Annotated in this window: 15 protein-coding genes; 11 read left to right on the top strand and 4 right to left on the bottom strand. The window is 37.8% G+C overall.

The genetic code is table 11. The features are described 5' to 3' along the window. The first annotated feature begins 7 nt into the window (after positions 1-7). Positions 8-838 (top strand): lipoate--protein ligase family protein, encoded by an 831-nt coding sequence (locus Q0371_RS02975; protein ID WP_298468230.1) that lies wholly within the window; start codon positions 8-10, stop codon positions 836-838. Between the two features lie 98 nt (positions 839-936). Here Q0371_RS02975 and Q0371_RS02980 read toward each other — a convergent pair whose 3' ends face one another. Next, positions 937-1,560 carry an RsfA family transcriptional regulator gene (locus Q0371_RS02980; RefSeq protein ID WP_169361399.1) on the bottom strand — a complete coding sequence of 208 codons (624 nt, stop codon included), beginning with the start codon at positions 1,558-1,560 and terminating at the stop codon, positions 937-939. 156 nt (positions 1,561-1,716) lie between these two features. On the opposite strand from Q0371_RS02980, the gene Q0371_RS02985 reads away from it, so the two are divergent. From Q0371_RS02985 to Q0371_RS02995, 3 genes are all read left to right on the top strand, one after another. Continuing rightward, a complete protein-coding gene (locus tag Q0371_RS02985) occupies positions 1,717-1,944 on the top strand; it encodes a DUF1450 domain-containing protein (protein ID WP_144539789.1) in 228 nt (75 codons plus the stop codon). Between the two features lie 135 nt (positions 1,945-2,079). After that, positions 2,080-3,375 carry an HD domain-containing protein gene (locus Q0371_RS02990; protein ID WP_251557139.1) on the top strand — a complete coding sequence of 432 codons (1,296 nt, stop codon included), beginning with the start codon at positions 2,080-2,082 and terminating at the stop codon, positions 3,373-3,375. Between the two features lie 13 nt (positions 3,376-3,388). Beyond that, positions 3,389-3,904: a YwgA family protein gene (locus Q0371_RS02995; RefSeq protein WP_298468096.1), complete on the top strand. Its 516-nt coding sequence runs from the start codon at positions 3,389-3,391 to the stop codon at positions 3,902-3,904. Between the two features lie 18 nt (positions 3,905-3,922). On the opposite strand, the gene Q0371_RS03000 is transcribed toward Q0371_RS02995, so the two are convergent. Continuing rightward, complete coding sequence (locus Q0371_RS03000) at positions 3,923-4,108, bottom strand: 2-hydroxymuconate tautomerase (protein ID WP_169361402.1); 186 nt, start codon at positions 4,106-4,108, stop codon at positions 3,923-3,925. 67 nt (positions 4,109-4,175) lie between these two features. On the opposite strand from Q0371_RS03000, the gene Q0371_RS03005 reads away from it, so the two are divergent. Further along, positions 4,176-4,697, top strand: a complete 522-nt coding sequence (locus tag Q0371_RS03005) for a YwhD family protein (protein WP_169361403.1) — start codon at positions 4,176-4,178, stop codon at positions 4,695-4,697. A 781-nt stretch (positions 4,698-5,478) separates the two neighbouring features. On the opposite strand, the gene Q0371_RS03010 is transcribed toward Q0371_RS03005, so the two are convergent. Then, on the bottom strand, positions 5,479-7,557 hold the full coding sequence (locus Q0371_RS03010; protein ID WP_169361404.1) for a PBP1A family penicillin-binding protein: 2,079 nt from the start codon (positions 7,555-7,557) through the stop codon (positions 5,479-5,481). A 167-nt stretch (positions 7,558-7,724) separates the two neighbouring features. Here Q0371_RS03010 and speE point away from each other — a divergent pair, with 167 nt between their 5' ends. The 6 genes from speE (at position 7,725) to argS (ending at position 13,566) form a co-directional block, all read left to right on the top strand. Further along, a complete protein-coding gene (speE, locus tag Q0371_RS03015) occupies positions 7,725-8,558 on the top strand; it encodes a spermidine synthase (RefSeq protein WP_298468101.1) in 834 nt (277 codons plus the stop codon). A 4-nt stretch (positions 8,559-8,562) separates the two neighbouring features. After that, positions 8,563-9,435, top strand: coding sequence for an agmatinase (gene speB, locus Q0371_RS03020; RefSeq protein ID WP_298468104.1), 873 nt, complete (start codon positions 8,563-8,565; stop codon positions 9,433-9,435). Positions 9,436-9,833: 398 nt separating this feature from the next. After that, complete coding sequence (locus Q0371_RS03025) at positions 9,834-10,472, top strand: FMN-dependent NADH-azoreductase (RefSeq protein WP_298468108.1); 639 nt, start codon at positions 9,834-9,836, stop codon at positions 10,470-10,472. A 152-nt stretch (positions 10,473-10,624) separates the two neighbouring features. Then, positions 10,625-11,161, top strand: coding sequence for a TetR family transcriptional regulator (locus Q0371_RS03030; RefSeq protein ID WP_298468111.1), 537 nt, complete (start codon positions 10,625-10,627; stop codon positions 11,159-11,161). Positions 11,162-11,477: 316 nt separating this feature from the next. After that, positions 11,478-11,897 (top strand): DUF1934 domain-containing protein, encoded by a 420-nt coding sequence (locus Q0371_RS03035; protein WP_298468113.1) that lies wholly within the window; start codon positions 11,478-11,480, stop codon positions 11,895-11,897. A gap of 1 nt (position 11,898) precedes the next feature. After that, a complete protein-coding gene (argS, locus tag Q0371_RS03040; protein WP_298468116.1) occupies positions 11,899-13,566 on the top strand; it encodes an arginine--tRNA ligase in 1,668 nt (555 codons plus the stop codon). Positions 13,567-13,661: 95 nt separating this feature from the next. Here the strand turns inward: argS and Q0371_RS03045 are convergent, their stop codons facing one another. Continuing rightward, positions 13,662-14,066 carry a DUF4181 domain-containing protein gene (locus Q0371_RS03045; protein ID WP_298468119.1) on the bottom strand — a complete coding sequence of 135 codons (405 nt, stop codon included), beginning with the start codon at positions 14,064-14,066 and terminating at the stop codon, positions 13,662-13,664. Positions 14,067-14,212: the final 146 nt, after the last annotated feature.

Raw genomic sequence — 14,212 nt, forward strand, 5'->3', positions numbered from 1 at the left:
GTCAGAAATAGATGTTTTATTGGAGCAACAAACATGGCGTTTTTGGGATCAGTCACTTAGCGGAAAAAGCCGCTCTGCATTGGAATCCTTTGCAGCTGACGATTTACTTTGTCATGTAGTCGGTCAGGGGCAGTCCCCAGCAACCGTAAGAACGTGGGTACATGATCAAACAGTAGTAATGGGGATTCAGGATCATAGATTACCTTTTGTAGAAGAGGCTCAAGATTTCTTACGTACGCGAGGCTACAATCCTATCGTTCGAAATTCAGGAGGACTTGCGGTTGTATTAGATGAGGGTGTCCTAAATATATCCATCGTGTTGTCTGAAAAGGAAAATTCCATAGACATACCTACTGGCTACGAGGTTATGTTGGCTTTTGTCCAGCAACTTTTCCCAGAGGCTCAGGGAAAAATAGAAGCTTATGAAATAGTAGGCTCATATTGTCCCGGATCCTATGATTTAAGTATTGGAGGCAAAAAATTTGCTGGGATCTCTCAGCGAAGATTGAGACAAGGCATAGCTGTCCAGGTGTACCTTTGCGTTGAAGGAAGCGGAAGCGAAAGAGCACACCTTATTCAAGAATTTTATGAAGTAGGGGTTCAGGGAGAGGATACTAAGTTTAGTTACCCTAGTATAAAACCTGAGGTCATGGCTTCACTTAATGAGCTGCTGCAAGCGACCTTTACAGTGCAGGATGTAGTCATTCGAATTCAACAACTACTGCATCAAAGGTCCGAGCAAGTGGTCTCTCAATCACTTATGCAGGAAGAAGCGGAACTTTATCGATTCTACTTAGAAAGAGTACTAAAACGAAATCAAAAAATGCTAGAAGGATAACCAAGCCATACGCATAAAAAAGTTTTATTGCGCACATTGAGTATGTCTATCTAACTGCAACGAAATGCTGATATAATCAAAAAAAAACCACCAATCCATTAAACGGTTGGTGGTTCTTTTGTTACTAGGTTGCCGTTTTTCTCCATTTGAAATACTGGCACTGCTGGCATTTCTTCGTCGTTTAATGTTACTAGTCGACGGGCACGGTTCATGATTTGTACGAATTGCTCGTAATCTTGTTTAATAGCAGCATTTTCTTTTTCGAGTTTGGCAAGCTCGCTTTCTAACTTACGAATCTTTTCATTTGAGATCGTTGCCATATGACGATATCTAGAAATATCTGAATCACTATGCTGCAGTCGTACTAGATAAGCAATGATTATATCTATCGATAATGCAGAAACCGGAATAGATTGAGTGCGTTCTCCCTCTTCCTGAGGTTTCGCTAGGTAGATTCCATTTCCTCTACGTCTGTAATCTTTTCCTAAAATACGAAGCTTTTCTTTGCGTTCTTTCTTTGCTTCTTTTAGCTCTGTTTCATATTGATGGCGAACTACTGCATTCCATCTAAATCCACAAGCTGCTGCAGTACGGTTTAACTCGTCACCAGCTTCCTCAAAAGCGTTTAACTGGGTGCTACCTTCGCGAACGTGTCTTAACACCAATTCAGCTAACAATTCATCGTTTTCTCTCATCCATGCGTCTTGTCTGATTTTTACCATGTTTGTCCTCCTACCATGTTCATAGTTTCGTTGTTCTATTAACATCATGGACAACATATCGCTCTTTTATTCACGTAATTTACACTTGATAGCAATATAAACTTTAAGATACAATGACGTGTAGACAATATCTATTTATAGAAAGGGTTGTGTACTATGGCAAACCATTTTCGAGTTTGCGATGAGTGTCAGGCCGTTAATTTAAAAACATTAATTCCAAAGCTAAAAGCAATCGATCCAGAGGCAGAGGTTGAGATTAAAGAATGTCAGTCCTACTGCGGTCCAGGGCGTAAAAAGACGTTTGCTTTTATAAATAATCGTCCAGTGGCAGCTTTAACTGAGGACGAATTAATGGAGAAAGTACGCGCCAAGCTGGAATCATAATAATAGACATTCCTTGCAAGAAGGTTATCCTATATGTAACGAACTATTGCCGCCTTTCCATAAGCGGCTTTTTTCTTTATACTTTATAGTTAATAGGAAGTGAGCTACATTTTTAAGAGACATGGAGGGTGAGATATGAGCTATGCTACGCAAAAGCTAGCAGAAGAAAAAGTATTTAAGGATCCAGTCCATCGTTATATACATGTTCGAGATCAAGTGATTTGGGACGTGATTGGGGCAAAAGAATTTCAACGGCTTCGTCGCATTAAACAGCTGGGTACTACTTATCTAGTCTTTCATGGGGCAGAACATAGCAGATTTAATCACTCGTTAGGTGTATATGAAATCGTCCGTCGAATCGTAGATGATAGTTTTGAAGGAAGACCAGAATGGGACCCTTCTGAAAGACTGGTAGTATTATGTGCAGCATTGCTACACGATTTGGGACATGGACCATTTTCTCACGCCTTTGAAAATGTATTTGGATTGGATCATGAGGAATTTACAAAGCAAATCTTACTTGGAGATACAGAGGTTAATGAGGTACTTAAAAGAGTCAGTCCTGATTTTCCTCAAAAAGTTGCCGATGTAATAGGGAAAACTTATCCTAACAAGCAAGTGGTAAGTCTTATTTCAAGCCAAATAGATGCAGACCGTATGGATTATTTACAAAGAGATGCTTATTTTACTGGGGTAAGCTATGGTCATTTTGATATGGAACGCATTTTACGAGTGATGAGACCGCTCGATGACCAGGTAGTTATTAAATCTACTGGGATGCATGCGGTAGAGGATTATATTATGAGCCGCTACCAAATGTATTGGCAAGTATACTTCCACCCAGTTTCACGAAGTGCAGAAGTCATTCTTACGAAAATTTTGCATAGAGCAAAAGCTTTGAGTGAAAACGGATATGCCTTCGAGCAGCAGCCTACTCATTTTGTTCGGTTTTTTGACAAGACCTTTACTCTAAATGATTATTTGGCATTAGATGAAGGGGTATTGTTAACGTATTTTCAGCTGTGGATGAATGAAAAGGATGCCATTTTGTCTGATTTATGTAATCGTTTTGTTAACCGTAAGCTATTTCAATATATTGAATTTGACTTGGCAAAAGACTATGTGAAAATGAAGGAATTAGAGCAGCTTTTTAAGCGAGTTGGAATTGATCCAGAATATTATTTGGTGTTTGATTCGTCATCAGACTTGCCTTACGATTTTTATAGACCAGGAGAAGAGGGAGAGCGTATCCCAATACACCTGCAAATGCCAAATGGGGAAATACGTGAACTTTCTCGCCAATCGGAAGTGGTAGAAGCTATTTCAGGTAAGCGACGAACAGATCATAAATTATACTTTCCAGAGGACTTTTTGACTGCAGACGGCAAGAAGAAGGCTTTGAAGAAACAAATACTTGATTTACTAAAATAGAGGTGGGTTTGTATTGTTAGAGGAACATGCAAAAATTGTACAATTTATCGGAGCAGCAGACGGGATCACGGGAAGAAAAAAATTACAAAAAATGGTCTATATCGCAAAGAAACTACAATTTCCATATAAAGAGAAATATGATTTCCATATATATGGCCCATACTCTGAAGAGCTAACCTTACGTATAGAGGAACTTTGTAATATGGCATTTTTGCAGGAGGAGCGTCAGGATAAAGGCTCTTACGTCCAATATAAATATCAAATGACCGATGCAGGGGAACACTTTACTCAAATGGCTCAGATCGCAGAACCTAGTGCCGCATTAAATTCCTGCATTAAACAAATGAAGGAGAAAAGCTCACGGTTTTTAGAGCTAGTATCTACATTGCTTTACTTTGAGAACTTTCCAAAGGAAGAACAAATTGAAAAAGTACGTGTTGTAAAAGGAAAGTTGAATTACAGTGATGAGGAAATCGAGGAAGCTTTTTCGTTTGTGATGAACTTGATGAATGAAAAAGCTATTCACTAGGAATAGCTTTGGTTTACTTTATTTATCGCTAAGAAGTGTTCCAGCTACCGCATAGTGGTTTTTAGGCATCTCTTCGATAAATACGACAACATTCTCAACTGGAGCTTTAGTCGTTTCTGCAACTACTGCAGTAACCTTTTCCACTAGCTCTCTTTTTTGTTCATCTGAACGGCCTTCTAACATTTTTACTGTTACATATGGCATTTTGTTACCTCCTTTGTAGAAATAATCAGTATACTTAACATCATAACAGAAGAAAAGGAGCATACGCATGACAAATGAAGAAAAACCGAAACAAAAAGTAGGATTTACCATTATTAAAAACGATCCAACTGATGGTCACAAGGGATATGGGATCGGTTCTCTTTCACTTGAGAACGTTTCTCCAGTCATTATCGATATAGAAGAAGGCACTGCCAAAGTTGAAATTGGTGCGATGCATGCAAGAAGCGATACTGAAAGAGGTATTAAATTTACTACCAATCGGGAAGATTCTGCTGGAGGGAAGCCATATTGGTTAGTTTGGGTAACAATCGATTACAAACAGGATGGTCCTTATTACGCCGGCGTAGCTGCCTGTGAGATGGTAGTAAATCGAGAGAAGCGACGTGGTTATAAGATTTTAGCTGACCATGTCAATCGAATGGATAAGTCCATGAAGCGTCAAATTTTAGTTGATTTTATGGACGATCGTTCAAAAGAAATCTTGAAGGAATTTTTACAATCTCACAATCCTCAAATGTGGGAACAAAGCGAACAAAAGCTGCATCAAGATTTAGAAATATCATATTAAAATAACTTTTGAGTGAATTAATTACAACATAGTCCGATTAGACGGTTGAATTAATTGAAAAAAGAAAGTACAATTTACTTAAAGCTTACTTCACAGTAATGCTAGGACACTTAGTTAAATGAGTATGAGATGGGCTGGATGGTTTGTGAAACCCAATCCAAATCATTCCAACTTTAAACAGAAAATTATACTAAGAAAAGGCTTTTCGTCTCTTTAGGGAGATGAAAGGCCTTTTAAATTTTAGCTGTGTTTAAGGTAGAGATTGTTAATAATGCGGAATCAATTTCATAATTGCTTCTATTCTTATGGAAAACACGAATAATTTAAAGATCTCAAAATAAAATCTAGTTGTTTTCCGTTATGGCGGACGCTTTCCGGGGGCACGGCTTCAATCTCCTCGTCGCTTTGCTCCTGCGGGGCTTTCAGCTCGAGCTATTCCCCCAGGAGTCGCCGCCTCCACTCCAAACAATAGGAATGGATAGATGTCTTACAAGAAATTAGCAGCTTTAAAAAGAAATAAAACCGTAAAATCAAGTTGCCGATTTCACGGTTTCAAAAGTTAAATGAAAAAACTAACTGGTTTTCGGTAAAAACAATATAAAAGTAAATTGAGCTTGGGGTTATTCTCCCTAGCTCAATTTTTTAAAGTTATCAATTTCATAATTAGCAATTTACCAATTAAAACACGAACAATTTATATGATTGATTGTAGCGGCAGGCGTCCGACAGAGCGGAAATCAACTCTACTTTATTATTTAAAAAGCCATTTAACTATAAATGCTTAGTTTCCAAAGAAGTTGAAAGGGAAGATGGACCAGGATTCATCTTCTTTTTGTTGTTCCGATAAATCCTCGAATGTGTGCTGTTTTAGTCGTGGATCTGTACAAAGCTTAGTTGGAATATCTTTTTCTTTCAGATAAACAAGACGCTGCTTTTCACAATCAGAAGTTGCGAGTCCTCCTGTTTCGATATCTACGATAACTCCGCGTACACCTGCAGGAGCGATAAATGGCTCCTCAGGTAGTCCACGATGCACTTGCTCCATGAATTCAATCCATACTTGCTTCGTTACCTGCTTCGCTTCTGCATCACTCACTGCCTTGCCTTGGTCATAGCCATTCCAAACTCCAGTAGTTAGCTGTGGTGAGAATCCTATCAGGTACTGGTCTGTATTCGTTGTTCCCGATTTAGCTGCGTAAGGACGTGTTTGCTTTGCGCGTATACTAATACCGGTAGCAGGAGAGTAATCATTAAACGTAGGATCAAAAGTTCCAGTCATCAAATGTGATAATAAGAAAGCATCTTCTTCTAACAATACTTTCTTGCCTTTTCTTTTCTCCTCACTGATGTCATATATAACTTTGCCCTCATTGTCTGAGATTTTCGTAATATACGTTGGTTTCATTTGGATTCCTTTATCTGATATCGTATTGTATGCCTTCGTCATATCTAGTAAGGAAGCCTCTGGTGTACCTAACGCGGTAGCAGGTGTTTGATCGACCTTCATGTTGATATTAAATCGCTCCACCAGTTGTTCAAATGGTTTATAGCCTATATGCTCCAATGTTTTCACTGCATATATATTGTCGGAGATTGCTAAGGCCTGCGCCATGGAGATTGGATGATTAGCAAACTCTCCATTTACGTTTTTAGGCTCGTATTCTCTTCGTCCATTGTCATAGGTGAATATCGTTCGTTCACTTTTTAAGTAAGTAAGGGGTGAGAAGCCATTCTCTAGTGCTGCTGCAAACAGTAAAGGCTTGATTGTTGATCCAGTTTGTCTTTTTGCTTGTGTAACTCGGTTAAAGGGACTTTCGGTAAAGCTTCTTCCTCCAACCATAGCTGTTATATAACCTGTTTTGGGCTCCATACTGACGAAACCAATTTGCAGTTCCCCTTTAGGCATCCACTTTTCAATAGTTTCCTCTGCTACCTGCTGATGCTGTTTATTTAACGTAGTAGTAATCGTCCACCCACCTTCTTCGATGCGACGGCCTTTGCTCTCCACTATTTTTGTAGCTTCCTTCCAAACTTCCTCTAAGAAATAAGGTGCTGTCTTTTTGGCTACTCTTGATTCTTCTGTCTTTAGAGCTAAATGCTCTAGGTTAGCACGTTCCTTTTGTTCCGAAGTAATGAATTGCTGATTGTTCATTAATTGTAATATTAGCTTTTGCCGATTAACGGCCTTTTCTTCGTTCACAATTGGAGAATAGTGGGTAGGTCCTTTTGGAATACCCATTAAAAGAGCGGATTCTCCTAAAGTTAAAGACTTAGCACTTTTCCCAAAATAATACTGACTTGCAGCCTCTACTCCGTACATCCCATGTCCAAAATAAACAGTGTTCAAATAACCCTCTAGAAGCTCATCCTTTTCATAAAATATTTCTAAGCGATAAGCATACAATGCTTCATTTATTTTTCTTGTCCATGTTTTATCGTGGGTTAAAAACACATTACGTGCATATTGCTGAGTAATAGTGCTGGCACCTTCAACTTTTTTTCCTGCCTTTACGTCCTTTAGAAGAGCGGAAGCAATTCGAGAGTAATCAAAACCATTATGCTCGTAAAACTCCTGGTCCTCCACGGAAATAGTTGCTTGTGGAATGAAGGGAGACATTTCATCTAGTGATATCCAGTACCTACGCTGCTCATTAAAACGATCTCCTATGACGTTACCTTGATTGTCTAAATATACAGAGGAAATTGGAACCTGAATAATCGGTGCGCCAACTATTTGCGCATATATTCGAAGAGTGACTATGGCACTTAAAAATGCACAGCTAGCAGCTATTCCTATTAGGAGAACTCTTTTTAATCTTTTATTTCGAGTAGTCTTCTTTTTATATTGCGCGCGCTTCAAAAAATCAACCCCGTTCTCACCTGTGTTTTTAACAGTATGAGAACTATAGAAACAAATTAAACCGAGAATTAAAAAACTATTGCACTTTTGCCAAAAACCACTATACTTTCTTTGTATTTACTTTTTAGGTAAAGTAAAAGAATCATATATTGGAAGGAGATAGATAAATGGCTGGATTTTGGTTTACAGAGAAGCAAACCGAGAACTTTGGCATCACAATGAAGGTGAAACGCACACTTCATACAGAACAAACGGATTTTCAACTGTTGGAAATGGCTGAAACAGAGGAATGGGGTAACATGCTCTTTTTAGATGGCATGGTTATGACTTCCCAAAAGGACGAGTTTGTTTATCATGAAATGGTTGCACACGTTCCTTTATTCACGCACCCTAACCCAGAAAATGTATTAGTAGTTGGTGGGGGAGACGGTGGAGTAATTCGTGAGATTATGAAGCATTCGAAGGTTAAAAAAGCGACATTAGTTGATATAGATGGAAAAGTAATTGAGTACTCAAAAAAATATTTACCAGAGATTGCTTGTGAATTAGAAAACCCAAGAGTAGACGTCCAGGTGGGAGACGGGTTTATGCATATTGCTGAATCTGAAAATGAGTACGATGTCATTATGGTAGACTCAACAGAACCAGTAGGACCAGCAGTAAACCTATTTACGAAGGGCTTTTATGCTGGAATCTCCAAAGCATTAAAAGAAGACGGTTTGTTTGTTGCACAATCGGACAACCCTTGGTTTAAAGCGGATTTAATCCGCCAAGTACAAAAAGATGTGAAGGAAATATTCCCAATTACAAATATGTATTTGGCTAATATCCCAACGTATCCAAGTGGTTTATGGTGCTTTACAATTGGATCTAAAAAATATGATCCACTACAAGTTCCAGATGAGCAATTCTTCGATATAGACACGAAGTATTACACAAAAGAACTTCACAAAGCGGCATTCGTTTTACCGAAATTTGTGAAAGACCTTGCAGGAGAGTAAGCCAATGAGATTCGATGAAGCATACTCAGGTAATGTTTTTATTAAAAGCAAGCAAAATTATGATGAAGCACAGGCAGTCATTTATGGAATGCCGATGGATTGGACAGTAAGTTATCGTCCTGGATCTCGTTTTGGTCCCCAGCGTATTCGTGAAGTATCTATTGGTCTAGAGGAATATTCTCCATATCTTGATAGAGAACTAGATGATGTAAACTATTTTGATGCAGGAGATATTCCACTTCCATTTGGAAATGCAGCGAAAAGTCTAGACTTAATTGAAGGGTTCATCCGCCAACTTTTGCAGGACGGAAAAATTCCGGTCGGCATGGGTGGAGAGCATTTAGTCTCTTGGCCAGTAATGAAGGCTGTATCGAACAAATACGATAACCTGGCGATCATTCACATGGATGCCCATACAGATCTGCGTGTGGAATACGAGGGAGAGCCATTATCTCATTCCACTCCAATCCGTAAAATTGCAGAGCATATAGGACCTAAAAACGTCTACTCATTTGGAATTCGTTCTGGAATGAAGGAAGAATTCGATTGGGCAAAAGAAAATGGCATGCAAATTGCTAAGTTCGAAGTGCTGGAGCCTTTGAAAAAGGTACTTCCAACACTTGAGGGACGCCCTGTTTATGTGACAATTGACATCGATGTACTAGACCCAGCACATGCACCTGGTACAGGAACAGTAGACTGCGGAGGAATCACAAGCCGCGAACTACTAGCCTCCATCCACGCAATCGCAAACTCAGGTGTCAACGTAGTAGGCTTCGACCTAGTAGAAGTAGCCCCAATCTATGATCAGTCGGAGCAAACCGCAAACACAGCGTCGAAACTACTACGCGAAATGCTACTAGGATGGGTTAAATAGAAAGTGGTCTCTAATGTTCTGCGGAGCTGAACGAAGTGAGGCGGAAGCCAAACAGCCAATACCGCGTCGAAGTTGCTGAGAGAAATGATCTTAGGCTGGATAAAGTAGTAAGCAGTCACTATGGTTCTGCGACGAGCAGTTAAAGTGAAACAATCGTCACTGCTGCAGAAAATGTAATAGAATTACTAAGGCCCCTAGAACTTTACGTACAGTAAAGTTCTAGGGGCCTTTATGTATTTTGGAAGAATTAATTAGATTATTCTTTTTTCGATCAATATGAGCCGAATGTTGGATTTGCAACAATTCGATAAAACTGTTGGTTTGTATAGCTAATAAATCATTTTATACTAAACATACAACAGATGTTGTAAATCTTATAGAATTAGAGGGAAAAAATTATGACTAAGTTATTATTTATTACAGCAAACCCAAATGATGAAAATCATTCATTTAGTATGGCAGCAGGAAAGGCATTTATTGAAGCATATACAGCAACAAATCCAAAAGATGAAATTGTGACTGTAGATTTATTTAAGGAAGAAATCCCGAATTTAGATGCAGATGTGTTCAGTGGTTGGGGAAAACTTCGTGCAGGACAACCCATGGATGCTCTTTCTAAAGAGGAAGTAGCGAAAGTGAGTCGCCTAAACGAAATTGTTAATCAATTTGTTTCAGCAGATAAAATGATATTCGTAACCCCATTGTGGAATTACTTATTCCCAGCAGTACTGAAAGCATACATTGATGCCGTAGCAGTGCCTGGTAAAACGTTTAGATATACAGAAAAAGGTTCTGTAGGCTTACTTCGAGGTAAGAAAGTGCTTCACATTCAAGCACGAGGTGATTTTTATTCAGAAGGTCATCCTTTAGCAGACTTAGAGCTAGGCAATCGCTATTTAAAACAATTGATGGCCGTCATGGGTATTTCTGAATTTGAAGGTTTATTTATTGAGGGTCATGATGCAATGCGAGATAAAGCTGAGGAAATTAAACTAGCAGGCATTGAGCGTGCAAAGCAATTAGCAAAAAAATTCTAATCATTTATTATCTATATATTGCAATTTGTGGTCTGTTTTATTGGACCACGAATTGCTTATTTTTTTTCCCAGAAATTTTTCTGTTATAATTTAGTCATTCATTTAATTGATCAAGCGATCAAAATAATACAGTTTCGAGAAGGTAGGTTCGAATGAAAAAACAAGATCCACGGATCCAACGGACAAGACAAAATATCATGAATGGTTTTTTGAAACTAATTAAACAAAAAGATTTTAGTGATATTTCTATTTCTGATATTACACAAGAAGCAAAGATTAACCGTTCAACGTTTTACTATCATTTTATGGATAAATACGATTTAATCGATGTGATTCAAAAAGAGGTTCTCACGAAAGAAATTTTTAAAGAAGTAGCATTACAAGAAGTGATCGACGAACAAACGATTATTATGTCCCTACAAGCTATTATAAGTTCTCAGACAAATTTAGCCTTACATTGTCAACGAGCAGTTAAAGAATTTAAACCGAAAATGGACTATGAAATAAAACAGCGCTTGACGGAAAATTTACATACATTATTAGATAAAGAGCACGGTATAAAAGAAGAACATTATTTTCTTGCTACATTCTGGAGTTGGGGCATTTATGGAGTTGCAATGGCATGTGTAGAGGGAAAAGAAACCTTACATACGGCGGTAAACCGTTTGACAAGCATCATTTTAGGCTAGTACAAGCATCCATTATAAATCCCTTGTATCAACTAAACGGAACTAATCTGCTTCAATCGTTTATGTGTAAATTCATAAACAAGACCACCTCACGAAAAATCAACCATATCCTATAACAGAGATAAATAAGAAAAGCTTAGTGTGATGATCTCCAAACTCTTTTTGGTGTATTTAAACAAGCTTTTTTTTAGAAAAAAGTGTATTTTACGATTAGTTGTAACTTAGATGAAATTTAAGCTATAATATGAAGGTTATATTTTTACATAAATAAATTATTATAATAAATTATTATAAAATGCTTTAAAGGATGAAGTCCATGTCTGAACCATTAAAAAAACAAGTTACTGTTCGGTTGCGATCAACAATCCAACACCCGAAGTCTAAAAAAGAATCCTTTGACATTCGTACATCTGGCGTTCTAACCTTAAAGGGAGAGCAGCCTTATTTAGTTTATGAGGAAGTACAGAACGAAAAGGTAGTTCGAACAACAGTAAAATTAAATGCTGAATCTGCGTTAATACTTAGAAGTGGTGGTGTCAAAATGCGCCTGCCATTTCAAAGAGGAGAACAGCAGACCGGTAGCTATGACACAGGCTACGGCACATTCATGATTACAACCAATACGAAGAGATTGCAATTCACAGATGGTCAATTCCTAGTACATTATGAGCTTATAGTGGACGAAGAAGTGGTCGGTACATATAAATTAGAACTAACATATACGGAGGCGGAATAAAATGAATGCAGTAGAAAAAGTACAACAATCCATTAAGGAAGCTTTGCAGCAAGCAATCCTTAAAGCAGAGCTTGTAACCGAGGAGCAACTACCATCAGTTCATCTTGAGACACCAAAAGATAAAGCAAATGGTGACTATGCAACAAACATTGCTATGCAATTAACTAAAATTGCGAAGAAAAACCCTCGTCAAATCGCAGAGGCAATTATTGAAAACCTTAATATGGACGGAACAATGATGGAGAAAGTAGACATCGCTGGACCAGGCTTCATGAACATTACTGTACGTAAAGATTACTTGCAGGATGTAGTAAAAGCAGTACTTTCAGAAAAAGAAAATTACGGCCGCACAGCATCTGGTGGTAACGAAAAAATTCAAGTAGAATTCGTTTCTGCCAACCCAACAGGTGATTTACATTTAGGACATGCACGAGGTGCTTCTGTTGGAGATTCCTTATGTAACGTATTAGACTTTGCTGGCTACGATGTTTCTCGTGAATATTATATAAACGATGCAGGAAATCAAATCAATAACTTAGCCGTTTCTATTGAAGTGCGTTATTTTGAAGCATTAGGTATGGAAAAGGAAATGCCTGAAGATGGATATCGTGGTCAAGATATTATTGATATTGCTGCTGACATTGCAAAAGAGCATGGAGACAAATTTGTTCATATGTCTGATGAGGAGCGTTTCCAAGCATTCCGTACTCACGGTTTGAAGGTAGAATTGGCGAAGCTTCAAAAGGATTTAGCAGACTTCCGTGTAAACTTTGATAACTGGTTCTCTGAAACTTCCTTATATGAAGGCGGTAAAATTGATATTGCGTTAAACAAATTACGTGAAAATGGTCATATTTTTGAAGAAGAGGGGGCAACTTGGTTACGCTCTACTACATTCGGAGATGACAAGGATCGTGTACTTATCAAAAGTGACGGCTCCTTCACGTATTTATTACCAGACATCGCTTACCATGAGAATAAGCTAGCTCGTGGCTTCGATCAGCTTATTAATATTTGGGGAGCAGACCATCACGGATATATCCCACGTATGAAAGCTGCGTTTGAAGCACTTGGATATAACCGTGAAAAACTAGAAGTATCTGTTATTCAAATGGTTCAGTTATATAAAGACGGTGAAAAGATGAAAATGAGTAAGCGTACGGGTAAAGCGGTAACGATGCGTGAGCTTGTAGAAGAAGTAGGACTAGACGCAGTTCGTTATTTCTTCGGTATGCGTTCAGGTGACTCTCACATGGACTTTGACTTAGATTTAGCTGTTTCACAATCAAATGAAAACCCAGTATATTATGCACAATACGCACATGCTCGTATTTGCTCTATTTTACGCTCAGCAGAAACACAAGGTATGAAGGCTTCTACTGACTCCTTGGATGTATTGCAAAGCGAAAAAGAATTAGATCTATTGAAAAAAATTGGTGACTTCCCACAAGTGGTGGCAGACGCTGCAAAACTTCGTGCCCCTCACCGTGTTGCAACTTATATTCAAGAGCTTGCTGCAACATTCCATAGCTTCTACAATGCAGACAAAGTATTAAATGCGGACAACATGCCACTTTCAGAGGCACGTCTAGCATTAGTGACATCTGCACGTCAAACGATTGCAAATGCATTAAAATTAATTGGAGTTTCTGCACCAGAAAAAATGTAAAATAAACCTTTAAAGGCATTAAGAATTCGCTTCTTAATGCCTTTTTTGTAATTTGATAATAAAAAAGTGAATTCGGCAGCTCAAGTATTCATACCTTAGCCGAGATAATCTAACAAGTAATCAGATACTATTAGAAGTCCAAGTGAAAATACTATTCCATTGCTAATCGTCAGAATAGATTGTTTAGGATTATTGGAATATTTATATTCAAAAAATGCTCGTACGATAAAATCTAACACAGCGTAGAAAAGTGAAGTATAAATATAGAGTTGTATTGAATAATCTTCTATTATTACTAAAATATTCACAACGATCAATATCATCATAAAAACAAATCTGAAAGTCCAGTCCATTTTTTTATGTAATTCGTTTACATGATTGTACGAAAAAAAAGATCTTTTTTCTTTTTTGATTCTAAATGAATAACTCAATAGAAAGCTAACGATTATATTTATAACAAATATAATCGATATATATAACAAAAGTTTAATCCAAATCATCCTATCACCCCTTACGTAACATTCTCGTAACTATTAATAGTCGATGGCTCAAGCCATCCCATTAAGGTAACCCTTAATTTTACTTTACCGATGATCCAATTCTTTATTCCTTTAAATATCCCTATCAAAAAGATTTAAGAAATAAG

This window comes from uncultured Psychrobacillus sp. (assembly GCF_938022135.1).
Lineage (GTDB): Bacteria > Bacillota > Bacilli > Bacillales_A > Planococcaceae > Psychrobacillus.